General features: G+C 43.9%; 18 protein-coding genes and 1 pseudogene. 13 read left to right on the top strand and 6 right to left on the bottom strand.

Translation table 11 applies throughout. The annotated features are described in order from the left end of the window. Positions 1–162: 162 nt before the first annotated feature. The 6 genes from WH37_RS22190 (at position 163) to WH37_RS33900 (ending at position 16,137) form a co-directional block, all read left to right on the top strand. Positions 163–2,514, top strand: coding sequence for an AraC family transcriptional regulator (locus WH37_RS22190; RefSeq protein WP_046232833.1), 2,352 nt, complete (start codon positions 163–165; stop codon positions 2,512–2,514). Between the two features lie 38 nt (positions 2,515–2,552). Beyond that, complete coding sequence (locus tag WH37_RS22185; RefSeq protein ID WP_052737148.1) at positions 2,553–4,166, top strand: extracellular solute-binding protein; 1,614 nt, start codon at positions 2,553–2,555, stop codon at positions 4,164–4,166. A gap of 210 nt (positions 4,167–4,376) precedes the next feature. After that, complete coding sequence (locus tag WH37_RS22180; RefSeq protein WP_046232832.1) at positions 4,377–5,348, top strand: ABC transporter permease; 972 nt, start codon at positions 4,377–4,379, stop codon at positions 5,346–5,348. Between the two features lie 29 nt (positions 5,349–5,377). Beyond that, the gene (locus WH37_RS22175) at positions 5,378–6,259 is read left to right on the top strand and encodes a carbohydrate ABC transporter permease (protein WP_046232831.1); all 882 of its coding nucleotides are present in this window, start codon (positions 5,378–5,380) and stop codon (positions 6,257–6,259) included. A gap of 68 nt (positions 6,260–6,327) precedes the next feature. Then, complete coding sequence (locus WH37_RS22170; protein ID WP_046232830.1) at positions 6,328–7,980, top strand: extracellular solute-binding protein; 1,653 nt, start codon at positions 6,328–6,330, stop codon at positions 7,978–7,980. A 177-nt stretch (positions 7,981–8,157) separates the two neighbouring features. Beyond that, on the top strand, positions 8,158–16,137 hold the full coding sequence (locus tag WH37_RS33900; RefSeq protein ID WP_052737147.1) for an RICIN domain-containing protein: 7,980 nt from the start codon (positions 8,158–8,160) through the stop codon (positions 16,135–16,137). Positions 16,138–16,262: 125 nt separating this feature from the next. Here WH37_RS33900 and WH37_RS22160 read toward each other — a convergent pair whose 3' ends face one another. The 6 genes from WH37_RS22160 to WH37_RS22135 form a co-directional block, all read right to left on the bottom strand. Beyond that, positions 16,263–17,717: a glycosyl hydrolase family 28 protein gene (locus WH37_RS22160; protein ID WP_046232829.1), complete on the bottom strand. Its 1,455-nt coding sequence runs from the start codon at positions 17,715–17,717 to the stop codon at positions 16,263–16,265. Between the two features lie 100 nt (positions 17,718–17,817). Then, on the bottom strand, positions 17,818–18,927 hold the full coding sequence (locus WH37_RS22155) for a sensor histidine kinase (protein WP_046232828.1): 1,110 nt from the start codon (positions 18,925–18,927) through the stop codon (positions 17,818–17,820). Next, entirely contained in the window at positions 18,920–19,600 is a 681-nt protein-coding gene (locus tag WH37_RS22150; RefSeq protein WP_046232827.1) for a response regulator transcription factor, read from the bottom strand. Before WH37_RS22150 ends, WH37_RS22155 begins: the two co-directional genes overlap by 8 nt. A 54-nt stretch (positions 19,601–19,654) precedes the next feature. After that, positions 19,655–20,269 (bottom strand): class I SAM-dependent methyltransferase, encoded by a 615-nt coding sequence (locus tag WH37_RS22145; protein WP_046232826.1) that lies wholly within the window; start codon positions 20,267–20,269, stop codon positions 19,655–19,657. Positions 20,270–20,278: 9 nt separating this feature from the next. Further along, entirely contained in the window at positions 20,279–20,845 is a 567-nt protein-coding gene (locus WH37_RS22140; protein WP_046232825.1) for a class I SAM-dependent methyltransferase, read from the bottom strand. 48 nt (positions 20,846–20,893) lie between these two features. Then, on the bottom strand, positions 20,894–21,397 hold the full coding sequence (locus tag WH37_RS22135; RefSeq protein WP_046232824.1) for a DedA family protein: 504 nt from the start codon (positions 21,395–21,397) through the stop codon (positions 20,894–20,896). A gap of 277 nt (positions 21,398–21,674) precedes the next feature. Between WH37_RS22135 and WH37_RS33895 the strand changes: the two genes are divergently transcribed. The 7 genes and pseudogenes from WH37_RS33895 (at position 21,675) to WH37_RS22105 (ending at position 25,969) form a co-directional block, all read left to right on the top strand. Beyond that, the gene (locus tag WH37_RS33895) at positions 21,675–22,304 is read left to right on the top strand and encodes a hypothetical protein (protein ID WP_052737146.1); all 630 of its coding nucleotides are present in this window, start codon (positions 21,675–21,677) and stop codon (positions 22,302–22,304) included. 96 nt (positions 22,305–22,400) lie between these two features. Continuing rightward, positions 22,401–22,973 carry a hypothetical protein gene (locus WH37_RS22125; RefSeq protein ID WP_046232823.1) on the top strand — a complete coding sequence of 191 codons (573 nt, stop codon included), beginning with the start codon at positions 22,401–22,403 and terminating at the stop codon, positions 22,971–22,973. Positions 22,974–23,030: 57 nt separating this feature from the next. After that, complete coding sequence (locus WH37_RS22120) at positions 23,031–23,405, top strand: hypothetical protein (protein ID WP_046232822.1); 375 nt, start codon at positions 23,031–23,033, stop codon at positions 23,403–23,405. A 132-nt stretch (positions 23,406–23,537) separates the two neighbouring features. Then, the gene (locus tag WH37_RS33890; RefSeq protein WP_156182353.1) at positions 23,538–23,993 is read left to right on the top strand and encodes a hypothetical protein; all 456 of its coding nucleotides are present in this window, start codon (positions 23,538–23,540) and stop codon (positions 23,991–23,993) included. Between the two features lie 17 nt (positions 23,994–24,010). Continuing rightward, positions 24,011–24,481, top strand: a complete 471-nt coding sequence (locus WH37_RS22110; RefSeq protein ID WP_046232821.1) for a hypothetical protein — start codon at positions 24,011–24,013, stop codon at positions 24,479–24,481. Between the two features lie 98 nt (positions 24,482–24,579). Next, a pseudogene (locus WH37_RS37480) lies at positions 24,580–24,720 on the top strand (GNAT family N-acetyltransferase); the annotation flags it as partial. A 382-nt stretch (positions 24,721–25,102) separates the two neighbouring features. Further along, complete coding sequence (locus WH37_RS22105; RefSeq protein ID WP_046232935.1) at positions 25,103–25,969, top strand: AraC family transcriptional regulator; 867 nt, start codon at positions 25,103–25,105, stop codon at positions 25,967–25,969. The last annotated feature ends 23 nt before the right edge of the window (positions 25,970–25,992 follow it).

Here is a 25,992-nt window from a genome sequence, read left to right as displayed (position 1 = left end):
ACTAATTCAGCCAATATCATCAACCTACATACATTTCTTTAAAATTCGTTGCTGATCTGGCCTCCAGTTAATCCCCATTATTGTTCCTTCTCTTATCTGCGCATGATATCATCATTATTATTCGTAGTTTTGGAATCGAGCAAGCAGGGGGGCAAGGAATCAATGTGGGGTATAAAGCAATTCGTGCAGCAGCGCAAGTTGTTGTTAAAAATGATCTTCTCTTATTTAATCGTCAGTTTTATATTAATCGGTATTTTTTCATTTCTTGTCGTCGACAAAGTGACGGGGAATTTGACCGATGATATTTTCGACTCGGTGGAGACGATGAACAATCAATCCTTTAATACGGCGAATGTGCTGCTTTCATCGACCTATACTTATTTTTCGTCCGTATATATTGGGAATGAGCATATTATTAACGGGTTGTATGGGGAACAGTTCTCGGTTCTGGATACGTACCGAATTAATCAATATTTAATTGACCTAAAGGCAGCCAACCCGTTAATTGAATCGATATATATTTATAATTTTGAAAATGATACCGTTTTCTCGTCGGAGACGATGCTGCAAAAAGTAGACGATTTTTATGATAAAGATATGACGCAAATTATTAAAAATACGAATACGTCCAAGCTGGGCATTTTTATACCGCGTCATTTGGCCGCCTTAAAATCGGATCAAAAAATAGACAAAAACCTGATCTCGCTCGTTTATTCCAAATATGCGACCAAAGAAATCGTGGATAGTACGTTTGTTGTAAACCTGGACCAGCAGACGCTGCAAAATCTAGTCACGAAAGGCATTGGCAACGAGTCTCTTCTATCGATGATCATTAACGAGGAAGGGACTGTCATCTCTCATTCTGATCCCAGCCTGATCAACCAAAATTGGGGGAGCGAGGCGCATATTAAGAAAGTGATTCAATCGAAATTCGGCAAAGGCGAATTGAGGGAAGAAATTGATGGCAAAAGCTATTTAATTTCATATATGAAAGCGGATTCTTTGGGCTGGAGCTTCATTGGCATGGCGGAGATAAACAGCCTGCTCACGAAGGTAGATAAATTAAAGCAATTTATTGTGTGGCTGACCGTTATTTTTATCGCGATTGCGGCGCTGATGGTGCTGTTCTCCATTCGCTTAATTTACACCCCGATTCATCGGCTGATTAAACGAGTGGGCTCGTCTCTTGGAGAGCTGCGCGATGGCGCACAGCTTAATGAATATGAGTTCTTAACAAAATCCTTTCAGCATTTGGAAAGCAAAGTGAGCGATTTGCAGCATAATATTTCGGGATATAAGCCTGCCAGAAGGAAAGAGCTGCTGACGTTCGTTGTGAAAGGCGGATACGTTCCGCATGTGCATAATAAGCAGCTTTCAGAGCTAGGCATTCGATTTAAAGGTGACCTGTTTCAAGTTTGCATGCTTCGCTTGGACGGTTACGAGCAGCATTTTGGACGGATGGATTTAATGGATGTGTCCTTAATAAAATATGCTGCGGCTAATATTGCCGAGGAAATTATTGCAGGCCAGCTTCAAGCGTCCGTGTTTGACGATCAGGACGATGGCATTGTCATGCTGCTGCATTGGGCATCCGAAAGCGAGATTACGCAGCAGGCTATTTTGAAAATCATTCAGGATGTACAGGCTAGCATTTCCTCGTATTTGAAAATCAGCGTGACGGCTGCGGTCGGCAGCGTCGTTCATACAATAGAAGAAATTCCGCATTCCTGGAATTTGACCTATCATGCGTCCCGCTATCGTCTGATTTATGGTCATCATGCTTTCATAACATCTGAGGATATTCGCACTAATGAGCAGAAGGAGCATGAATACCCGATCGCTTTCGAGAAAGCGATAACGGACAGCCTGAAGATGGGGGAGCGGGAGAAGCTCCAGCAGGCGATTGGCGATTTTTTTCATGAATTAAAGGGTTATCCTTATGATGAAATTATGTTTTTCCTATCCCAGCTGTGCGGCAGCATGATCAGAATTTTCAAAGGCATGCTGAACGAAGAGGATTTAATGTACAACGGCATCTCTGCCCTGCCGGAGAAAATTAGAAAGCAAGAAACGATTGAACAAATGGAAGTGGAGTTTCAAGCGGTATGCGAGCAAATCATGGAGCGGAGAGATCAAAATTCATCGCAAAAAAACGTCAAGGTCGTTTTGATCATTACGGACCTCATCCAACAGGAATTCGATAATCCTAATTTGTCGGTGGAAGGGTTGGCTGAGCAAGTAGGCTTATCTACAAATTATGCCCGCAAAATATTTAAAGATCAGACGGGCAAATCCATTACCCAATATGTGACCGATTATCGTTTTGAGAAGGCAAAGCAGCTCTTGCTGGAAACGGACCATTTGGCAGGAACAATATGTGAAATGATCGGCTTGACCAGTAAAAATCATTTTTATGCCGCGTTTAAAAAGTATACCGGAAAGTCGCCGATTCATTTTCGCAAGGAATACCAATTGATCGACAAATTGAAGGATATACAAACCCAAGAAGGCTGATGCAGCCATTTATTTTGCAATGAATAGGGGGATGAATCGTGAAGGCAAGTCATTTATCAAATCGTAGCTTAGTTCTTATACTTGTGATGATTTGTCTTCTTCTTGCAGCGGGCTGCCAAGGAAGCTCTGCCAAAAACTTAAAAAATGCGGCGGTAAAGCAAGGAGAGAAAGCGAGTGATCCTGTCACCTTAAAGGTGATGTTCTTCGGGAGCAAGCCAGCCGATATGGACAAAATTTTGGCGGAATTCGAGCGTTTAACGAAAGATACCCTTCATATCAAGCTGGACATTTCCTGGGATATAGCCGATACCTACAATCAGAAGATGAGATTGAAAATGGCTGCAGGCGAGCAGATTGATATGCTGTTTGATGCTTCCTGGATGAGTTTGGAGCAGAACATCGGACAAGGCTATTACCAGCCCTTGGACGATTATTTTCTAAATGACAAGTATCCGGGCTTGAAGCAGGCTTTTCCGCAGGCGATTTTGGATGCCAATCGCATCAATGGTAGCCTGTATACGATTCCTTTGACGAGCAATTATACGGATTTTGGCACAATTTTCATTCGGAAGGATTTACGCGAGAAATATGGGCTGCCTCCTATTCAAAATATGGAGCAGTTCCAAGTCTTTTTGGAAAAGGTCGAGCAAAACAATCCGGAAATCATTCCATTCGGAATTGGCAATCGCGGATTTTTTGATATGTTTTATAATTTTAAAGACAAGCAGACTCGTTTTCGAGCGGTGCCTCATGTTATTTATGGGACTGGCGTCGAATTTAATTTAGTCTTGTCTGACGATGGCAAGCAGGTTTTAGGCGCAACAACAATAGGAGACCCAGAGGCCGACTACGCTAAGCTGCCGGCGCCGTTTAATCAATCCAATTACTTCTACAGCCACAATGATAAGAGGGTGGAATTTAGCCGTTTCATTCCGGCGGATGTGCTGAGCAATGTAGAGGATCTGGTCGTTACGGGGAAAGCGGCTGCGGGAGAAGGGGCCATAAGCGGCATTTCAAAAATAAAGCAGCGGCTGAAGGGAGCCGTGCCGGAAGCGGATTTGGAGGTTTTTGTTTATAATGATGCGGCCCGCACGTTGCAGCCGAAGGCGATAGGAACCTCCTATAAAGCGTGGAACAATATCGTCATCCCTATCTTTTCTAGGCATAAGGAAGAGTCGATGAAGTTTATAAATTGGCTGTACGAGAGTGAGGCCAATCATGATTTATTCGAGCTAGGTATTGAAGGACTGCACTGGAACAAGAAGGGCGACCATATGTATGAGATGACGCCTTATGCGAAGGATTATTTGTTTCCCGCCTACGAATTGACGCTTAATCCGTTATTATCCCGTCTTAATGCCGATCATGACGAGCAGACGCTGCAATATTTGCAATATCAGGCAAGCGAGGATTCTTATTATCGGGTAGCCTTAAGCGGTTTTACTTTTAATCCCGAACCGGTGAAAATAGAAATCGCGAAGGTGCAGCCGCGCTTTGAGGCTTTCAATCTCATCACGCAGGCAGGGCTTGAGCCTAACTGGCGAGAAGAGGCAAGCAAGCTGAATGCGGAGCTTCGCATGCTGGGACTGGAAAAGATCCGGGCAGAGTTTATAAAACAGGTACAGGCTTATATCGATAGCGGAGGCCATTAGATAAGGGTTAGCCCACAAAGTCATTTCATGACGGCGTGGGCGGCCCTTTTTTGTTCGTTTTCGGTAGAAAAAGTGAGATTAGATAGTCCAGAAATGGTAATAAACATGGTTTTGCCTAGATTGAATTCTAGCCTCAAACAGCCCGAAACGAAATAATAAAGGAGCCAGTTGGAGCTTACATAGTCAACAATCAGATAAAGGAGGTTCAGCATGGAAAATTCCATAGCGCGTCAAGACCAAGCAATTAAGCGGATCACGCTCAACAAGAAGCCCTCTTTTTTTAAGGAGATTCGAAAAAATCATTTGCTGTATTTGTTAACACTGCCCGGTATTCTGCTGCTGTTTGTTTTTTCCTATTTGCCGATGTTTGGGATCGTCATTGCCTTTCAAAATTACAATCCGGTGAAGGGGATTTTGAAAAGCGAATTCGTTGGCTTTAAAAACTTTCAGTTTTTTCTGGAATCCAGCGATGTGTATCGTGTTGTCTTTAATACCTTGTTTCTAAATTTCCTATTTATTGGCTTCGGCACCCTTGCTTCATTAATCATCGCCATCATCTTCTCCGAGCTGAAAGGAAAATATTTTAAACGGATCGCACAAACGATTGTGACCCTGCCGAACTTTTTGTCCTGGACGGTGGTCGCGACCTTTGCTACCTCGTTCCTCTTGTACAAAGAGGGGCTTATCAACCAAATCCTGAGGGATTTTGGTTTAGAAGGTTTTGCCTTCTATAACACGGCTGCGTATTGGCCGCTTATTCTCGTCATCATCAAGCTGTGGCATGCTGCAGGCTTTGGCTCAATCGTGTATCTGGCTACGATATCGGGCATTAATCCGGAAATTTATGAAGCGGCTTCCATGGACGGCGCCACGCGCTGGGGCAAAATCCGCCATATTACGCTGCCGATGGTGAAACCAACGGTCATGCTGCTGCTGCTGCTTGCCATGGGGAACATTTTTTACGGGGATTTCGGCATGATTTATGCGATCGTAGGAAAAAATGCGCTGCTCTATCCGACAACTGACGTCATCGACACCTATGTGTATCGGGCGCTGGTGGATTTGGGCAATGTGAGCATGGCTGCCTCCGTCGGCCTGATTCAATCCATCGTAGGCTTCGTGCTGGTCGTAACGGTAAACCAATTGGCACGGAAATTTTCGCCTGATTCGGCGCTCTTTTAATAAATCTATCAGAAAAGGTGAGGCGTAGCATGATAAAAGAAAGCGCTGGAGACCGGCTGCTCCTATCGCTCATGTATGTCGGAATTACGGTATTTGCTCTCGTATGCCTGATCCCGTTTATGACCGTCATTAGCGGTTCATTATCCACGGAGGGCTCCATCATTAGAAACGGATTTACGCTGCTTCCTAAGGAATTTTCCCTTGAAGCTTATAAGCTTCTGCTTAAGGACAGCACGATTTATAAATCCTATGGCGTCACGATTTTTGTGACGGTCGTCGGAACGGTATTGGCGATGATTGTGACTTGTGCGCTTGCTTACCCGCTATCTGTCAAATCGCTCAAATATCGCAATTCGATTAACTTCTATGTTTTTTTTACGATGCTGTTTCATGGCGGTCTGGTTGCTACATACCTGCTGATTTCCAAATATTTAGGACTCAAGGATACGATCTGGGTGCTGATTATTCCCGCCCTTATTAACCCATGGAATATGTTCCTCATGCGTAATTTTTTTAATTCCATTGATGAATCGATAGGTGAATCGGCCAAGATTGACGGGGCCAATGATGTTTATATTATGTTCCGCATTATGATTCCGATCTCCTTGCCGGCCATTGCGACGATCAGCCTGTTCTATGCGCTCGCCTTTTGGAACAAATGGTTTGAGGCGATGCTCTACATTTCGAATGAAGATTTGTTTCCGCTGCAATATTTGATCAAACGGATTTTGGATAATGCGGCATTTGCTAACAATCTTGCTTCAGGCGTAACGGCTCCGGGCTATATTGTCCCGACACTGACCTCAAGGCTCGCAACAACAGTCGTGACCATCGGTCCGATCATATTCCTCTATCCGTTTTTGCAAAAATATTTTGTAAAAGGGCTGCTCGTTGGCTCAGTCAAAGGCTAATCTCATCGCAGGATGATTTTAGATAGATGTAGATAGATTCAGCAGCACAAAAAAAGGGAGGAAAAACAATGAAAGCAAAAATGTTTATCGCGGCAGCGCTGGTTATGGTGCTATTTTTAATGGCGGCATGCAGTGGAAACAACGGCAGCACCGGAACTAATGGCAATACGAGCGGGAAGCCTTCTCCAAGCAGCAGTGAGACGGCGGGTACGAGTAATCCAGATGCAGCAGTACCTGATCCGGTGACCTTGAAGTTCATGCTATTCGGCGATAAACCTGCGGATATGGATAAGGTTCTCGCTAAGTTCGAGGAAGTGAGCAAGGATTCGATTAATACGAAGATCGAATTTGAATACAACACGCCTCAGGATCATCGGCAAAAAATGCAATTGAAGATGTCGACAGGCGAAGCCGTTGACGTCATGTTCGATGCGGGGTGGATGAATTTGTACAATCATGTCAGCCTCGGCTATTATGCAGAGCTTGATAAATATTTTAACAATGATGAATATCCAGGGCTGAAAGCGGCATTCCCAGCGGAGTTCGTTGAAGCCAACAAAATTAACGGCCATCTTTATACGATTCCGCTTACGTACTACTATACCGATCTTAACGTCATCAGTATCCGCAAAGATATTCGCGAGGAATTGGGACTAGGCCCGATTACAACGTTGGAGGAATTAGAAGTTTATCTTCAGCAGGTTCAAGAAAAGAAGCCTGATTATACGCCACTCGCCTTAGGAGGCCGCGGCTTTCATAAACTGTTCACGCCTTCCGAAAATGGGCGGACAGATATTCGCTTAGCAGCGGTTGGAAGCGATTCCTTTACCGGAGGCATCCCTTTCAGCGTCGCTTTGTCGGAGGATGGCAAGAAGGTTATCGGCGCGGCAACATTGGGTGATCCGGATTCCGAATTTGCGAGCTTCCCTGCGCCGTTCAATACGCATGATTCGATTTACGGACACTTCCAAAAGCGGGTGGACTGGAGCAAGTACATTAACAAGGATGCTCTAGCTCCAGCAACAGGTGTCGTCTCAGATAAGGGAGGCGCTGGAGAAGGCACGATTGGCGGAATTTCGAGAGATCGGCAAAAGCTGCAAGAGGCTTACGGTACAGGGCTGGATATCGAGCCGTTCGTGTATGAGAGCGAGGATGCTCGCAATATGAAGCCAGGAGCTATTCGTACAGATTTCCGCGCGAACAATAGCGTTGTGATTCCAGCAAGCTCCAAAAATATTGATCGCACGATGAAGTTTTTTGATTGGCTGTTCAGCAGCAAGGCCAACCATGATTTATTCGAGCTTGGCATTGAGGGCGAGCACTGGGTAGCTGATGGCGACAATGGCTACAAAACAACGGCAAATACGACGAAATATCAGTTCCAGCCGTATGAGCTTACCTGGAATCCGAGCTTGTCGAGGCTGAATTCGGATCAGGACCCGGCTACGATGAACTATTTGCAGTATGCGCTTGATAACAAAAACTACTTCCAAATTGCGCTTTCGGGCTTTATCTTCGATTCGAAGCCGGTAGCGACAGAGCTTGCCAAAATCAAGCCTAAATTTGATGAGGTCGAGCAAATTCTCAAGGTAGGATACGAGAAAAACTGGCTGGAAATGGCGCAAAGCTTAAACAAACAAATGCGCGATTCCGGACTAGAGACGGTACGTGCGGAAGTGCTCAAGCAAGTGCAGGCTTATTTGGATGCAGGCGGTAAATAAGAAAAGGGAAGCTGGGACATTAACTTAGGTTGATGTCCCAGCTTCTAACTATCACTTCTCCATAACATCTCATAACAGGCCCGTAACTGATTCATAACTGATTCATAACAGTTCGATAACAGATCATTATCGATCGTTTCGGAAACAACTTATATTGAAGAATGAAGGAGGAAGAAAATGAGCCTTTTCAATCGCAGGAGTTCAAAGCCGCTGTGGTTTTGCGTTCCATCCTTTTCAAGAGTGGCAGCCGTTTGTCTAGCCGCTGCTTTGCTGTTCCAGTTGGCCGTACCGCTGCAAGCCTCGGTCGTGCATGCCGAAAGCCAGCCAGTGATCCAGGAGGCTTCGGATGCCTATACCGATAAACTGATTTTTGGCCAAGCGGCGTCTGAAAACGCCCATCGTTTTTCAGGTGCTTTTACAAGCTCGATCGTCGGTCTTTTAGGTGAATCTGCACGGGTATCAAACCCAAGAGCGCCGTTGGAAGGGCAGGGCGGGGATTTGACTTTTACAATGGAGGTTGACCCTGCCGAGCAAAACTATTTAACAGTGAAGTTTTCCGGAGAGGACGTCTCGAATTATGTAAGCGCAATCAATATAAATGGAGAGCAAATCGGCTACTTAAGAAAAGGAGACTACGAAGCGATTAACATGGGCATGAGCAGATCTCTTCCTAATCGCTTCTATTACAATACGACGATGCTTCCTCTAGAGAGCACCTTCGGCCGAAGCCAGGTTGAGATTACAATTAAAACGTTAAACGCTAGTGGAAAAATGGAAGCGATTTCAAGGGGTTATTATAATGCGTATACCCATACGCAGGCCTACTTGAATGTCGAAGGAGAACAGCAAGGCGAGAAATTAACGCAGCATGCAGCATCCATTCTGCTTCCCGATAAAACGGAGGCCGAGAAGCAGGCGCTACTTAGCGGCTATACGCAGGGGCAAATCGATTTATTCAACAGTTATTCAGCGAGAATGGACAATAGCGCTGCCGGCAAGCTGTCGATTGTCCGTTATCAGGATGAATTAAGATTTTATGCGAATTCGCTGCATTATGACTGGTCTCCGGCTAATACGGCAGCACTCAAAAAAGCGGCGCTGGAGCGTATTTTCAAAACGATTGATAATCATGTAAAGGACTATTACGGAGATACGAGACTCGTATTGCGAGGCGGGCATCAAGGCGACTGGGGCGGCTATTATGGCGCGTTGGGCGAGGCGCTGTACATTGTCGAGAACTTCATTCACGATGACGATGTTTACGGTGACGCCGCTTATGAGGCTTTTTTGGATCAGCCATTCGTTACCGGTACGATTAAAGGACCATTTTCCCTTGCCGGCGTGGATGGGGAGGGCGGGCAATTGACGAGGCGTGAAGCATGGGAGCGGGTGCTGAAGGCCAACTTTGATTTTGCGCGTGCAAGGCTGTCCAATATTTATAATCAAATTCTCTATACGTACGAAGGGGCCTGGGAGGCTCATGAGGGACTGCGGATGGTAGGCTCTTCCTTCTATGAAGGGAAGGAGCGCAGCCATCAAATATTGCTGGAGGCGCTTGGAGCGAGACCCTTTTTGGGCGAAGAGGTGCTTGTAGGCCCGAGCGGCGAGGAGCTGGATTTGTACCATTCCTTGTTCTATCATGATGCAACGGCGCAGTTTACAGACGATTTTGTGCAAATTGTCGGGAAAGGACTGGCGCAAAGCAAGCTTGATGCGGAAGGCAAGGTGGTAAGGCGGCTGCCGCTTGGCGAGCACTTTACGGGCATATCTGAAGCGGGACTCACCAGGGAAAATAATTATGTCGCCAATTATGGCGAGGCAGCCAACTATTTGCCGGAATACGTCTTCAAAACAGCAGAGCACGCAGGCGACGAGCAATTGAATGATGAGATTTTGAAGCTGGCTTTAAAAAATCTCCATGCCCGTGGTTATACGAGGTATACAAGTCTGGATGACGACGGAAAACGTATTATGAGAATGGAGCAGGTGACGGACGAACGAAATCCAGGACTGCCCGGCGTGTACGGCTATGCGACGAGGCATTCGGAAGGAAAAGCGCTGTTATACGCCTCATTGGAGAAATATATGATACGGAACGAGCAGAACTATACGGGGCCTGAATGGGAGGCAACATGGCAATATGCAAAGGAGGCTGTCGGATATGTACAGCAGCAGCTGGCCGATCACCAGCTGTTCAATAATTTTGCTGCGATTAAAAATAAAGTGGACTATCAGGTTGCAGACACGTACCGCTATGTAACGGCTGATCGGGCACAATATGACCGTTTTGACAGCGCAATAGCTGGGGTTGTTCACCCTCAGACAGATTTTGATTATTATACGGAGCAGGAAATCGCTGAGCTTGGTGTAGATCCGGGCGATTATGAGCAGTTTGCTTGGGTGGATTTGGATAATTTATTCATCTCGTTGAAAGATGGAAACACGACGATATTCGGCGCATTGAATGAACGAAACCGCGGTTTTGCAGGCAATGGACGCCTTCATGTTATGAATGCGGACCATGATAATATCGTGCAGGTGGCAACGAATGGCAAGTTTCAATATGAGGATTATTATCTTCGATTGGATAATGTCGATGTCGACTTTATGTCAGACCAGATGACCAATGTAAGCGGTGCGCCACAGGCGCTCGCCGGCGAAATTGCGCCAGTAACTTATCAGCCAGGCGTAGGCACAGTTGTAAGGGACAATTTTGAAGTGGATCACGCCTATTCCGGCTATCCTGATTTATTGACAGCCAGATACGGCAGCTATTTTATGATTTTTAACACGACTCGCGACGATTTCGGCAATCAACAAACCTTTGAGGTCGAGATGCCTGCTGATTATCTAGGCAATACGGTACTCGATTTAGTGTCGGGCCAGTCTGTTCCTATTGTTAATGGAAAAGTTACAGTTGCCCATAAATCTGCCATGGTGCTGAAACTAACAGCTGCAGCTGAACTGGCTCCTAAGCCGCTGCATGTTGATTTTGCTAATGCGCTCGCCGGAAATGGTTATGCAGAAGTGAGCTGGAAAACAACATCCGGTGGACAATCCTATACGATTACACGTTCGGAATCAGAAAATGGCAGCTATGAGGTTATTGCATCGGGCGTGACCGGAAATGCCTATAAGGATACGACTGCCCAGAACGGCAGCACATACTATTACAAGGTAGCGGCCGTTAATGACAACGGAGCAGGCTGGGATTCCTATCGTGCTAAAGTCATATTAGCTGCACCCGTATCTATCGTTGCAGAAACGGTATGGCGCGATGACCAACTGGGCAGCAGCACAACAGGAATGGCAACGGTTAATGGCAATTCTATCGCTATAGCATCTGCGAACGGCTCGGGTCTGGGTGATGGCGATGATTATAAGCCTGACGGGAGAGCTATACATGACTCCTTGCATTTCGTCAATCAAGCAGCGGCTGGCAGCTTCGCGACAAGTGCGAGGATGGACAGCCATGCAGGCAGCGCAAGCGGAATCATGCTCCGGGAAGCTCTTGCTTCCAATACGCGCTATATATATTTTGGAGCAGATGCAAGCGGAAAGCTTGTCCTGCAAAACCGTACCCGAAATTCCCAGCATCAATGGTCAAATTTAAAAGCAAGTCCGTTAAATGCCGGCCTGCAAGGCTATCAGGCAGCTGATTATCCTTACATTAAGCTGGTTCGCGACTATGCTTCGCAGTCCGTTTCTGCTTTTGTATCCAAGGACGGGGAAGCTTGGGAATTTGTTCGCAAAATGTTTACGCCGTTCGCATACGCCATTTATTCAGGCGTTGTCTCGGCTGAGCAAGCGCAATTCAGCGAGGTGACGGTGGAGGAAATACAGAGTGATACGATCGCTCCTTATATCATTAAAGCCAAAGACCAGGTCACTGTCTATTGGAACAAACCGAAGCAGGCAGCCTTCTTCCAGCTGTACCGGACGAATGATGCGGCCGCGAGCGCCATCAATCCAGTATTTAAAGCAGGCACGCTGGAATTGGAATATGGCTCCCCTTGGACAGAGGTTGCTGCGGGTACGAGGCAGACGTCCTATAAGGAAGCTAGCTTAAAATATGGCAGTGTGCACTACAAGGTTTTAGCTATTTATGGTGACGGATCTCCTAGTCCATTCTCTGCTGCTGTTTCTGCTTATGCGGATGGTCTAGCGCTCGTCCTTGCCGAAGCGGAGGGGCTGCCAGCTAAAGATTATACACGGGCCAGCTTTTATTTGTTCCATAAAGAACTGGACCGCATCAAAGCTGATATGACCAAGCCCGACTTTGACGAAGAACAGCTTATTCATGAAATCTATGCAGCGAAAAAAGAGCTGATTTCGTTCAGGACGCTGCTGACGAAAATTCCTTTGCTGCCCTCCATGGTGAAAGCTTCCACGAAAGGCTACGGGAACGATAATATATCCGAGGCCCAGAACGGATGGTATGCCTTTGATGGCAGCTTGGATACCTTTAGCAATGCGAGGCTGGCGGAAAGCTGGATCGATGTGGATTTTGGGGAAGGCAATGAGAAGGTGGTAGACACGGTCCGTTATCATGGCAGAACGAATTATGTGACCCGGGTGAACGGCAGCATCGTTCAAGGATCGCAGGACGGTATAAATTGGACCGACCTTCTTGTCTTTACAGGTGCCTCGGAATATAAATTTTATTCGGGTATCAATAATGATTCAACGGCATTCCGTTATTTGCGAATCTATGACAATCACGCAGGGTATTCCAACTATGCGGAGATTGAATGGCTTGAGATTGGCAAGGATGCGACGCTGCTCGCTTATTTGCTGAATGAAGCGGCTCGTTTAAATGATGAGCTTTATACGTCTGAAAGCTTGGCTGCTCTGGCAGACGCTGCAATTGTCGCCCAAGCTGCAGCCGACAATCCCAATGCCACGCAGGAGGAACTGGATGAAGCCGCAGCTGTGCTGCTCACGGCCATGGAAGGGCTGCATTATTTGGAGGGCGTGCCCGTTCTTGCTCCAATAGGAGATAAGACCATTATTGCAGGCCAGTCTATCGCCTTTCAGGTTCATGAGACGAGAGGCATTGAAGGTTTTGAGCTGGGAGTTGAGAATTTGCCTGCCGGTGCCACCTTCAATACGGAAAATGGCAAGTTTGCGTGGGTTCCTGCCAAGGAGCAGGGCGGCATACATGAGGTAACGCTTACCGCTTCAGCAGGCGGAAAAACCTCTTCCATTACAACAAGGCTTATCGTAAAAGGGCAGCCGCTTATTGCAATGGATACGGAAGCAGCGCTGACCGCAACGCAAGCCTACACGTACAATGTCGTCGCATCCGATCCGACGGGCGAGGCAATTGTGCTGACTGCCACCCATTTACCCGCAGGCGCGGTGTTTGATCCCGTAACCGGCCTTTTCTCGTGGACGCCGGGTCAGGTGGATGCAGGAAATTATTCGGTTGTCTTCCAGGCAAGCAATGGTTTCTATAACGTCAGTCAAAAGCTGGATTTGAAGGTTGGGTATCATATTTTGCCGCCAGCCTTGTATACCAAAGGCAGCTATTACCGTTACATGAAGACGGTGAGCCTGAATGAGGAGGAGCTGAAGCAGCCGGACGCTGACAAAAAGCAGCTGGCGGCCCAGCTTGCCCAGGCCGAATTAACGCTTGTGGCCTTAACGACCATCGCTGCGGAGAAAATTAATATTGCCGCTTCTATGGTGGCTGCCTCTACCGTTTCTTGGGATAATTCGGCAGGAGCAGCCGAGAATGGCTGGAGAGCCTTCGACGGTAGCCTGACAACCTTTACCGATACCAAAAATAATCCGAGCTGGATTCGCATTGATTTGGGCCAAGGAAAGGAAGAAAGCATGGGCAGCATTCGCTTTTATCCGCGAAGTACACATATTACGCGGGTAAACGGCGCAATTTTCCAAGGCTCCAATGATGATGCGAATTGGATTAATCTTCATACAATCAGCGGTGTCAGCAAGGCTGAATGGCATTCGGTGCCGATCGCGGAGGAGCAGTCCTTTCGTTATCTGCGCTATTACTCAGCAGCTAATAACTCGAATGTAGCCGAGATTGAGTTTTATCAAAAGGTGAAGGATCATACGCTGCTTTCGCTATTGCTGGCGGAATCATTCGCTGTTGATACGGAGCTTTACACAGAAGAGAGCATAGCGGCGATGCAGGAGAAAAGAACACAAGCGGCAGCAGTCGCTGCGGATGCCTCCCAAGCTGAGATTGATGCTGCTTCTGACGCTTTGCTCACAGCTCTGGAGAGCTTAAAGCTGATAGGGCAGCAGGTGGTAGTGGATATTTCGGAGCTCGAAGCGGCGCTTAATCAAGCCTCTTCCGTTGTGGACAGCGTATATACACCCGAAAGCATAGCGCATTTGAATATAGTCGTCGCTGCCGCTGAGCCGCTGCTGGCATCAGCAGAAGCGACGCAGGAAGAGGTCGATACGGCAGCTGCCAATGTGCTGTCAGCGCTGGCGAGCCTGGTTGTCCGCGAGCAGGAAGCCATTATGGCGTTAAGAACAGGCGGCACCCATGTACTGGTCGATCGGAAGCTGCAATTAACCGCAGAAGCAGCCGATTTGGTATCTGCATTTACTCATGAAGGAATTTTGTATTCGAAGGATGACTTTGATCGTGCCAAGCAAAGGGTGGCGGCTGGGGTGAGCCCGTGGATAGAGGCATGGAATGCCGGGAAATCATCCTCATTCGCCTCTGCCTCCTACATGCCTAATCCGGTCCCGGCACCGGCAAGATGGGGAGGCCACCCTGAATTGAACGCAGGCAACAGCCAGCTGTTCAACGATTCAGAGGCGGCGCTTGTTCAAGCTGTTATATGGAAGGTGTCCAGCAATGCTGCGGAAGCGAATCAGGCAAAATTGAAAGCGCAGCAAATATTAGATGCTTGGTCCAGTACAGTAAACACGCCAGTAGGCGGCGATGAAAACCAACTGCTGGCGGGATTGACAGGCTACCGCTTTGCAGCGACAGCGGATCTTTTAAAGGATGACAGCGCCTGGGTAAACGCTGGGAAATTGGCGGCGGCCAAGCAGATGCTGGGCAATTATTTTTATCCCCCTTTGCACAATTTCTTACTTAATCATCAGGGTAAAAATAATGGTACCGCTTTTCCCTACTATTACCGTGGCAATCAGGACATTGCCGCTATGGTCTCGATTATGGCCATAGGTGTGCTGCTGGACGATACAGCCATGTATAATGAAGCGGTTGATGCCTTTAAAAATGGCAATCACAATGGCCGTGTTACCAATTATCTTAGAACGACAAGCGATCCTAATTTGGCGCAGTCTGAGGAAAGCGGAAGGGATCAGCCGCATACCCAGCTAGGGATCGGCCTGCTCGCAACGATGGCACAAATATCGTATTATCAGCATAAAAAGGACTCGTCTTATGAGGATTTGTACGAATATTCGAACCGCATCATTCTCAAAGGAGCGGAATATACGGCCAAATATTTGAAGGGCGGCACAGTACCCTTTACCCCTATTTATACGTATGATTGGAGAAACGAGCCAGTCGTATCCCCATCGGGCAGGGAGCAAATAAGGCCAATATATAATATGATAGGGAGCCATTACCATGGAGTCAAAGGCTTGGCGGATGCCGAAGCAGCTGATCCAGTCTACAACACGAAAGCATTGGTAGCCACTACCCAGCCGGAAGGGATTCAGACTGATCATCAACCATTTACGACATTGTTATATACACAAAGCCCTGTGTTATCAGGCGAGACCTATGTGCTCATGAATCCAAACAGCGGAAAGGTGCTGGACGTTGCTTCCGGGGGCACGGCGGATGGAACCAATGTGCAAATTTGGCAAAATAACAGCGGTGATCATCAGCGTTTCACCGTTACGGGCAACAGTGATGGCACATACAGGCTAATCAATGTGAAAAGCGGCAAAGCACTGGACGTAAGCGGCAAAGGAACAGCCAATGTGACGAATGTGCAAATATGGAGCTATAACGGCGGAGTTAATCAGAGCTGGAAAATAGTAGACAACGCAGACGGCTCGTTCAAACTCATGGATGCAAATAGCGGCAAAGCGCTCGATGTAACGGGGAATGGAACGGCCAACGGAACGAATGTGCAAATATGGACGGACAATGGAGGTCCCTCCCAGAAGTGGCGGTTTAACCGATTATAAGCTTTCTTCAGTTCCGCTTCTGGCAAGCGAGAATTTAGCTAATTAACGGCGATAGCGGTAGACAGCGGCATATAGCGCAAATAACAGCCCCTTCCGTCATTCGGTGACGAAGGGGCTGTTTCAGATTAATTGGGCAAAAACTTGATGTTTTTGGCAAATGCATTGATTTGAAAATGGCCCTCAGAAGCATCGCTAATCCATTTGTTATTGATGCGGAGATTAACAAAAGTAATATTTTCGACAGGCCTTTCTTCATCGAATCCGTATATCCGATTGGGATTGCTATTGTCTCCATTGTAAGCGACATTGCGGAACGTAATATTTTCGATACGGTTGCCAGGTACAGGATTATAATCAGCATTGTGAACGACCCGGATATCGATCAGCTGTCCTTGCTCGAACGGCTCGACGCGGATATTATCGTACAGCACATGGCGAACCGTATTTTTATCCCCCGCATTAATGGCTAGCGCCCCCCAATAATTTTCTTGGGGCTCGTGATGCTCAAGGATGTCCAGATTCTCAAAGGTAATATCCTCAATCGTATCTCCGTCATACTGGTGATCACCATGGGTTCCGATCATTAACGGGTGAGCGACATCCGCCCATAGCACCGAATTGCGGACACGCACGCGGCGCGTATCTCCTTTATAATCCCAGCGAGTTCCATAAATAGCGATGCAATCATCCGATGTCCGCAGAAAAACATCATCAATGTCTATATCGGAGCTAGCCATCATATCGATGCCATCTGACCAGCCTCTTGTGCTGAAGGATTTGAAGTTGCTAATGCTTATATGAGAGGACTTTCCAATATAAATGCTGTAATGGGGCGGATCGATCAATATAAGCCCCTCAACCTGAATATTTTGTGAGAATACAATACGTACGCCACGGAAAGCCGAGTAGCGATGGAAATCGGATAGGTATAAGATGCCTCTTCCTCTAATGGTTACATCCTCAACATGCTCGCAGACGAGCGAGCCGACAACGATGGCGCCCCCAGCAATATAAACCGTTTTGCCTGAAGGAATACGGAGTATCGTTTCTTCTAAATAATGCATGCCGGGAGCAAAATAAATCACATCGGGCGCGTGCCCCGTCTCAGCTGTCGGGGTTTCGGCTAATTTTAAAATATCCTCGGTTCGGTGAATAACAGGTTTTCCGGCGCTCTCCAGCACAAGCACACCGGGATCACCGGGCTTAGGTGCTGTAAGCTCAAGCTTACCGGCGAATAGATGCAGATTGCGGAAGCGTTCGTCATTAACCTCAATCGATAACTTTTCAGGTCGATCCAATGTGAAGCGAATGGTATTGCTGCTATATTCAGCCTGAATGCCAGTCGATAGAGGGCGTACTACGACGCTGACTATAGGCGTGAAGCAGCAGTCGATTTCTACCTCAACCGTGCCCTCCATATCAAAATAAGCCATGGAAGCCTTCCGAACGTTATGCATATCCACCTTGACTTCGTACACGAACAGCTCTTGCCACCCTCCTCCGATTGGCCGAACGCGAACGCGATAGTTATCTGAACCAATGGCACCCTCCGGTGCTGGATAAATGATCGTCTGACTCATGTGGACCCCCCAAATACAAAATAGTGATAACCTGTACTCAGGTTAATATAAGGAGGCGGCTGCAACAATTGCATAAGTTAATGATAGCAATGAATTTTAATCATTTTGGATTTATGATACTGTCTTCCAAAGGCAGAGTCAGCTTAAACTTGAAAATGTTGGTTATATGATCGAGTGTTAAGGTTCCTCCATGCAGTTCAATAATGTTTCTGGCAATCGAAAGGCCGAGCCCAGCACCAGATTGTATGCCGTCGCTGCGTCTGGAATAATCCACTTTATAAAAGCGGTCGAAGAGTTTAAGTTGTTGCTCCTGAGTGAGGGGCTGCCCTTTATTTTCTATTACAATCGTTATATGATTCTTATCCGTTTTCATAAAAATGCGGATGGTTCCCGGCTTTAGGGAGTATTTTAGAGCGTTCATCAATAGATTATCAATGGCTCTTGCAATTTTTTCGCTGTCTATGCGAACCAGAAGGGGAGTGTCACCAATCTCTTTTTCGATATGGATATCATTCTCTTGGGCAATAGGCTCAAATTCAAAAAGCAATTGATATAGCAGTTGATGCACATCAATCATCTTTAAACCCAGTTGAGTCTCGATAGAGCTAAGCCGGGTATATTCGAATAAGTCATCCAGCAGCTTTTTCAAATGAATCGCTTTGTTATAAGTGTTTTGAACAAAGCGCGAATATTCATCCTTATCTTGAAACGATTCGGATTTTAAAAGCTCGATATAGCCGATGATACTTGTCAGAGGCGTACGCAAGTCATGTGAAATACCTGTGATCATCTCCATCTTGGATTTTTCCAAATCACGTTCTTTCACAATCTGCTGCTCTAAACGTTCCGTCATTCGATTGATGTTATTGGCAACCCGGCCGATCTCATCCTGACGATCTACGTATACCCGATAACTCAAATCCCCTTCAGAAATAATTTGCAGTCCACGTTCCAAGTTGATTAAGTCTTTAACGAGGCGTCTTGTCAAAATCAAAAAAGTGAAAATAAATATAAGCATAAATAATGGGGTAATCAGATATGGAAAGAAATTGCGAAACCAAGTCGATTCCATGACTGTACTAATTTTTAAAAAAAGCATAATAATAAGATTATTTATACCAAGGGATATGATTATACTTAGTGCTATTCTGCTCAAAATGTGAACCTGAATCTTTTTTTTGCGTTTTGGCTTTTTGATATGTTCATTCAATTCTATAGCCTACTCCCCATACAGTTTTAATATATTGAGGATCTCTTGGGAACTCCTCCAATTTTTCTCTTAAATTACGAATATGGACCATCACCGTATTATCTGAATATCCATAGGGCTCTTTCCAGACACTTTCGTAAATTTTATCAGCGCCGAATACTTGCCCAGGGTGGCTTGCAAGCAGCACCAGAATAGCAAACTCCAGAGGGGTCAACGAAATATCATTTCCTTTGAGCTTTACGGAATGCTTGCTCTTATCAATGACAAGATCTTTAATAAGGATAAGCGAATGATATTCTTCTTTTCCAATTAGTGATTGTCGCCGCAGTTGGGCTTTAACTCGAGCAAGCAGCTCTAACGGATTAAAGGGTTTGATCATGTAATCATCAGCACCTGTCGTAAGGCCTGTGATTTTATCAATATCTTCTTCCTTAGCCGACAGCATAATAATCGGAATGTTCGATATTTCCCTTATTTTAAAGCAGGTTTTGATCCCGTCCATTTGAGGCATCATCACGTCCAAAATGACAAGCTGGATGGAGGATGTTTGTATGACATTTAAAGCTTCAAGACCATCTGTCGCTTCAACGACACGATATCCTTCATTTCGCAAATATACATGAATGACATCTCTAATTTCCGAGTCATCATCAACAACAAGCACGGTATGCATGGCATGATGCTCCTTCTTTGGTTCTTTATGATCAAAAATGGTTTCATTATTTAGTTATAGCGTTTCTTTCCTTCGACACGTATATACAAAAGCTGGAGGGAAATTGAATGGCACAAACTCGATTTTTTCAATAATAAATTTATCGGATAAATGCTTTTTCAATTGAAGGGAATACTGATAAGCAACAAAAGTCCCCCCGGGCTTAAGTGAGTTCATAATTTGATGAAGCAGCCTTTCTCGCATTACGTTGGAAAAATTGAAAAAGGGCAATCCACTAATAATACAATCCAACTGTTCGATTTCCTCTTGCTTTATTTTCTTAAGCAAGTAGCAAGCGTTTGAATGACCTACGAAATTAGGGTACTCTGCCCTTAGTTTATTTCTCATTTTCCTATCTCTTTCAAACAATAATACTTTAGTAGAGTCCTTTAGCTGTGTCTTCATGAAGCGTGTAACCGCGCCTGTGCCTGACCCTAGCTCAGCGACTGCCTGTACCTCATTCCAAGGTATGGACTGGACCAGCTTGGCTGCTAGAAATCGCGAACTAGGTAGAACACTTCCTACTCGATTTGGATTTTTAAGAAAGCCTTGCAAAAAAAGCAGACATTCGGTAATGCTCAACGGATTTACCTCCTTATCAATGATTTTAACAAAGAAAAAAGGGATCATTTATTTTAATTAAAGGGTGTCCCTCTTGCGGCATGTGTATACAAAAGCTGGAGGGAAATTAAATGGCACCCATTCGATTTTTTCAATGATGAATTTCTTGGAAAATTGTTTTTTCATTTGAAGGGAATATTGAAAGGCGATAAAGGTTCCGTCTGGTTTGAGTGCTTGGGTAGTCTGATTAAGCAGCGTTTCTCGCAGCTCGCTTGAAAAGTTAAAAAAGGGCAAACCGCTAATAATACAGTCCAGCTGCTCAATGCCTTCTTGCTTCATCCCTTCAACTAAGTAACAGGCGTTTGGATGACTGATAAAATCCGGATATTCCGACTGTAAATTGTTCCTCATCCTATCATCCATTTCAAACAGCAGCACTTTAGCAGATCCAGATAACCGTTTCTTGATAAAGCGTGTGATTGCACCTGTACCCGATCCAAGCTCAGCGACTGCCTTGACACCATGCAAGGGCATAGAGCTAACCATCTTTGTTGCCAGAAATCGAGAGCTGGGCATAACACTTCCGACTCTTTTCGGGCTTTGAATAAAGCGCTGCAGAAAAAGTAGACATTCCTTGATGTTCAATGGATGTTCCCCCAATATTTCATTTTCTTGATGACGTGCTGAAGCAAATTAGAAGCTGAATGTACGAAGCGAGTCTATCAGATGAGTGCCAAAGTATTTGCCGACTGTAAAAAATGTGATGGTCCAAAATAAAACGCTGAGATAGGAAAGCAGGGCAAACTTTCTGAATTTCACACCGCTTAGCCCGATGAATAGGGGGAGAATATACCGCACGACTGGAATGAATACGCCAATACACATGGCCCAATCTCCTCGTTGTTTTAAAATCTCTTCCGCCCTCTGAAAATGTCGCTTATGCTGAAATCTTTTTATTAATTTCTCCCCAAAAATTCGGCCTGCACAATAAGAGAGCGTAATGGCGGTTAATAGACCGCTTAGAATGCAGATATAGGTTGTCCACGGATCTAAAGCACCGGTGTTGCTCAAAACGCCGCCTGTGAGTATCGTTATTTCATTCGGGACAGGAATGCCAAACGGGCCTAAAGAGAAGGCTAAATAAAAAATCAGATAGCCATGCTGCTCGAACAGTTGCGAGATTGTGTTGCTAAACATGATTGGCCTCCTCGATTTATTTTGTTAGAGAAATAATAACGAAAACATCTAAGGAATTTACGGGTATATTTCTAAAGAAAATCTAAAGAATTGAAGAGGGAAATAAAGAGGATAAACCTTGAAGAACTTTGCTCGAGGCAGTCGGAGAGTCTCTTTTTTATGTTTAAATTTCTAAATTTGGTATACTGAAACTAGTTGGAATAATATTCATTTATTATCTGAAAGTATAGTAAGTATATAAATAATCTGGAGGTCAATATTTTATGGAGGTTCGAAGATGATTGAGATACTTGAGAAAGTTGCACTTAAGGAAATAGAAGAACAATCCTTCGAGCTAACGAAACAGTATTTATCCGTACATAAATTGGTTTATGAGAATGACAAACCTAAAATAGCAGATGTCATAATGAATGATGGAGAACAATCCGCTGAGTTTTATTTTTCTATTGTCGATGAAGACTATTATTTCGTGGTTTATTTAGATACTTCACCCGAAGTAAAAGTTAGATTTATGGGAATGAGTGCGGGGAACCGTGTATATTTATCAGTTTCATCTAATGTAACTAATTTAGAGAAATTACTGGAGGGAGTTCATTTAGTGCCTATAAAAACATGGCAAAAAGGAACTCCAATTTCAAAAATAAATGCAAATAGATTCTATGAAGATAGCGGATCCACTCTCCTAATCTGGAATGCTAAGATGAAAGATTTTGATGCAGGGTGCTATATTGATGGAGAATTGCTAATTGGTGCAGGACTTAATGAGACTATTCATTTTTTGCAAAAATTAAATACGACAAAAACTAAAGAGATATTGGAATACATAGAGCAATATGAAACAAATGATGATTACATGACTAGAGAAAAAGTAATTGATTTTTATAGTAAGTATTACAGGTTAACATAAAAGAAAGATGTGTATGTTGATAAGCATAAGGAGTGGGTAACATCACACTGTGTAACAAAGCGATACCAAGATATATAACCTATTAAGGAGCTCAATATGAAATTTTTTACCACACCCCCACAAGAAATAAGAACTAAATTTGAAGTGGATTTGTTATATAAAGCACAATCAATGAAACCAGCCAAACCACCGCATCCATGGGAGACTGAGGTTATTATTCCTGCAGCTGGCTGTATGGCTTGTGGATGGAATAGTGATGAGGATCTTGTTCTAATTAGCAGTTCAGGCTATAGCATTACTCAAGCTAGAACAGGGGTTTTAATACATAGAGATAGGGATTCTAATTTAACTTACGAAAGAATGAGTAATAACGATTTAACTTTTCAATTGCCATTAAATAATGAGTATACAAGTATTTTTGGTTTTGAATCAGGGGATGGGATTCATACAACAAACGATGGATGGATCGTTGATGTTATTTACCCTTGGTGGCCAAGAGCATCTGTAATAATAGACAATGCCTTTAAAGCAACTTATACATATTTAAATGACGCTACTAAGCTTGATATAAACCGATTAGATGGAAACATTAAATGTGGATTTTCACCATCGGGTAAAAAACTAGTCATTATGGGCTCAGGCGGAGCATTGATTTATTCAAGAGAGTGAGGCCTTATAGTAAATTCAAAGAAGGTTAAACAAAACATCTTAAATTGGGCAGATACTGTGATTGAGGATATGGAAGATTTTCCGTATGAATTAATTGACGTCTCATTGTCCAATAATAAGTCGCTTAAAGAAACCATTTCCATGCTAAAAAAAGCCTGTTGTGAGAAAACAATTAATGAACCACTATATAAAATAATAGGTGAATTGGTAACTAAACTTGAAGAGAAGCGGATAACAAACGAAAAATTTTTTGAATACATTAGTAGTATCCATTTTCAAGTAAGTGCTTTATTAATTGATGATAAGTTATCTAATATATTGGATCGATTGGATGACGGATATTACTTGGCGACACAAGGAATCTATGGAGATATAGAAACTATTCGAAAAGAAGCATTAGAGGAATTAATACATTTTAAAAACTATAAGTAGATTCAGCAGATAACCCTGCATGTACCAAAAGGAGAGCTATCTAAATCTGTGAAGGTTTGTGATTGTGACAACCGTATCTGCAAGTATCGAAAAACGATGAAATTGTTGAAGAACTCAAGAAAGGAATTTAATATGGCAATTAATCATGTCATTTTAGAATTGTATTGTGGATTTGATAAAGAAAAGAACGGAAAGGCTCCTCTGTATTACAAATATGGATCGTATCATCCTGGTTACCATTGCTTAGAAAACTCTTGTGAATCTTTATCTTATATAAAGGCTCCAAGTGAAATTGCCTACTCTGATAGTGAAGGCGAGTCAGAATTCGAAAAGAATGCTTGGATTGGTTTTGGTGGTGATATGAATCCGGAATCATTTGATGATGAAAATAACTATGAAAGCTTAAAAAATATATGGGAAGAAATATGTAAGAGAAAAATTCAAGAATCATATAACGAGTATATGAAAAGAACTGAAGGAATGCGTGGACGCTATGTGAATTTTACATATGACTTAGAAAGTGTTGGATGGGGTAAAGCTAGTCTTGAAATAAATGGGGTAGAGAATTTTTTACGCCGAGTTATCTAACGGAACCACTAGTAGATTTGATTCAATCACTAATGATTCTGCTTCCAGAATTTACACCAATAGATGAAGTAGTGGAATCATCAACTTTTGAATGGAATGAAGAACCTTCTATTGTTGAATGGACACTGGAAAAACTTAATACAACCCAAATGCGAATTACTATTAAACAATATAAGGACGGAATCAAAGAACTAAATGGGCAAGAACTGCATGAACAGGTTTTAAGTGAAATTTGTGAGATCAGAGAGTTTATTATTCATCTAGTTGCTAGTCTAGATATGATTATCTCAAAGTATGGTCTGGTTGGGTATAGAGAGAACTGGAGCCGTGGAGATTTTCCAATAGGTCGGTATTTGAAGCTAAAGCATTATTCTCTACATGGAACACCATTGCATGTTGATGTCCTTAATGAGAATGAATGGAATGAATATAGCAAGACAAACTTAGAATATGAATTGGAAATACTAAAAAATCTATTAAAGGATTAGCTTTCTATCAGGAGTGGAAAGAATCTAAATAGGATGTGGTTCCTTGGGTTATTAGTAAAGATCCAAGTGATTTTCAAAAGATGCTATCGTTTTTGTAAATAGAAGATGTGCTTGTTGTTTGTGATGCTGGTAATGTAGGATCTGAAAAAACGATCATTAATAATGGCGGAATTCCGGACACAGATTTCATTGAGGATGATGGAAATATAATTAAAAGATATTGGATAAAGAATAACTAAATTCATTTTTACTTAGACGGAACAAATTAGTGTATCATTTGACCATTCCCTAATAGACCGCATGATCAGCCTCTGGGCTGTACATGCGGTCTTCTTTTATTTCTGCAGCTAAGTCTACATGTAAATACTGAGGCTGTCGTAGCGTTCAAGCCTGAGATGCGGCACTGCCGACTTCACTATTCAACCAGTGTCTGGAAGGCCCACGGAGATTTATGATCTTGTGAAATCAGCTATTATTATTTTCAACAATTCTGATCAACAATACAGCAATATAGTCCTGATTCTATTTAAATGACTATGATACAATTCAATATAAAGCGCTATCATTTTTAATTATTGATCAATATTGCTGATTCTATTTATAGAAGGGAGATAGTTATTGGTGCTATCCATCCATACCCCGACGAATGTTGCTTTGGAGGAAAATGAAGTTTATGTGCGATCAGAAGCGGATAATTTTCAGGATGAATGGCCTATTCATACTCATAACGGTTATGAAATTCATTATTTTATACAGGGGGATGCGACCTTCTTAATCGGAGATCGAATCTATAAGCCTTCGCCCGGGGATATGTTTGTATTCAGGGGGGCGGTGCCGCACCGGATTAATCCTTCAAGAGAAATCGTATACAAGCGAAGCTTCGTCAATTTTACAGAATTATTGCTTTTGGACATGCTCAGTGTTAGCCAACTCGAAAATCTGATGTCTATATTTCGTCATCCTAATGGATTATTGGTGCACTGGTCCTTGCAGGAGCGTGAACAAATCAAAAGCATATTCAAAGGAATCAAGGAGGAGATGGAAGCCAGAAATACAGGATATAAAATGATGGTCAAGATGAGCCTGACTCAATTGCTGCTGCGCATCTACCGGAAAATGAAAATTGAGCAGTCCGTGAATGAGATTCCATCTTCTACTCAGAAGCAAACAAGCGTGAGTCGGGTTCTTAACTATTTGAACCAAAATTATACAGAAAATGTTTCTTTGGATGAGCTGTCCAAAATGCTTCATTTGAATAAATATTACATTTGCCACTCTTTTAAAGAGACGACGGGATACACAGTGAGCAATTACGTGATACGAAAACGGGTGGCTGAGGCCAAAAAGCTGCTGCTGTCTACGGATGAGCCGATTTTGTCCATATCAGAAACGCTGGGCTTCAACACACCAGAATATTTTAGTAGAGCTTTTAAACAATATGTTGGTGCATCGCCACAGCTATTCCGAAAAAATAAAGTGCTTAACTAAAGCGAAATTCATTAATCATTTCA

It is taken from the genome of Paenibacillus algorifonticola, from assembly GCF_000971975.1.
In the GTDB taxonomy this organism is placed as follows: Bacteria; Bacillota; Bacilli; order Paenibacillales; family Paenibacillaceae; genus Pristimantibacillus; species Pristimantibacillus algorifonticola.
Note: the sequence above shows the minus strand (reverse complement) of the source record. Positions and strands in the feature narration are given on the sequence as shown.

Excerpts from the sequence above, each read along its gene's own strand:
- WH37_RS22190 (WP_046232833.1), top strand. The coding sequence starts at position 163 with ATGTGGGGTATAAAGCAATTCGTGCAGCAGCGCAAGTTGTTGTTAAAA.
- WH37_RS22180 (WP_046232832.1), top strand. The coding sequence starts at position 4,377 with ATGGAAAATTCCATAGCGCGTCAAGACCAAGCAATTAAGCGGATCACG.
- WH37_RS22175 (WP_046232831.1), top strand. The coding sequence starts at position 5,378 with ATGATAAAAGAAAGCGCTGGAGACCGGCTGCTCCTATCGCTCATGTAT.
- WH37_RS22170 (WP_046232830.1), top strand. The coding sequence starts at position 6,328 with ATGAAAGCAAAAATGTTTATCGCGGCAGCGCTGGTTATGGTGCTATTT.
- WH37_RS33900 (WP_052737147.1), top strand. The coding sequence starts at position 8,158 with ATGAGCCTTTTCAATCGCAGGAGTTCAAAGCCGCTGTGGTTTTGCGTT.
- WH37_RS22160 (WP_046232829.1), bottom strand. The coding sequence starts at position 17,717 with ATGAGTCAGACGATCATTTATCCAGCACCGGAGGGTGCCATTGGTTCA.
- WH37_RS22150 (WP_046232827.1), bottom strand. The coding sequence starts at position 19,600 with ATGCATACCGTGCTTGTTGTTGATGATGACTCGGAAATTAGAGATGTC.
- WH37_RS22145 (WP_046232826.1), bottom strand. The coding sequence starts at position 20,269 with ATGATCCCTTTTTTCTTTGTTAAAATCATTGATAAGGAGGTAAATCCG.
- WH37_RS22135 (WP_046232824.1), bottom strand. The coding sequence starts at position 21,397 with ATGTTTAGCAACACAATCTCGCAACTGTTCGAGCAGCATGGCTATCTG.
- WH37_RS33895 (WP_052737146.1), top strand. The coding sequence starts at position 21,675 with ATGATTGAGATACTTGAGAAAGTTGCACTTAAGGAAATAGAAGAACAA.
- WH37_RS22125 (WP_046232823.1), top strand. The coding sequence starts at position 22,401 with ATGAAATTTTTTACCACACCCCCACAAGAAATAAGAACTAAATTTGAA.
- WH37_RS33890 (WP_156182353.1), top strand. The coding sequence starts at position 23,538 with ATGGCAATTAATCATGTCATTTTAGAATTGTATTGTGGATTTGATAAA.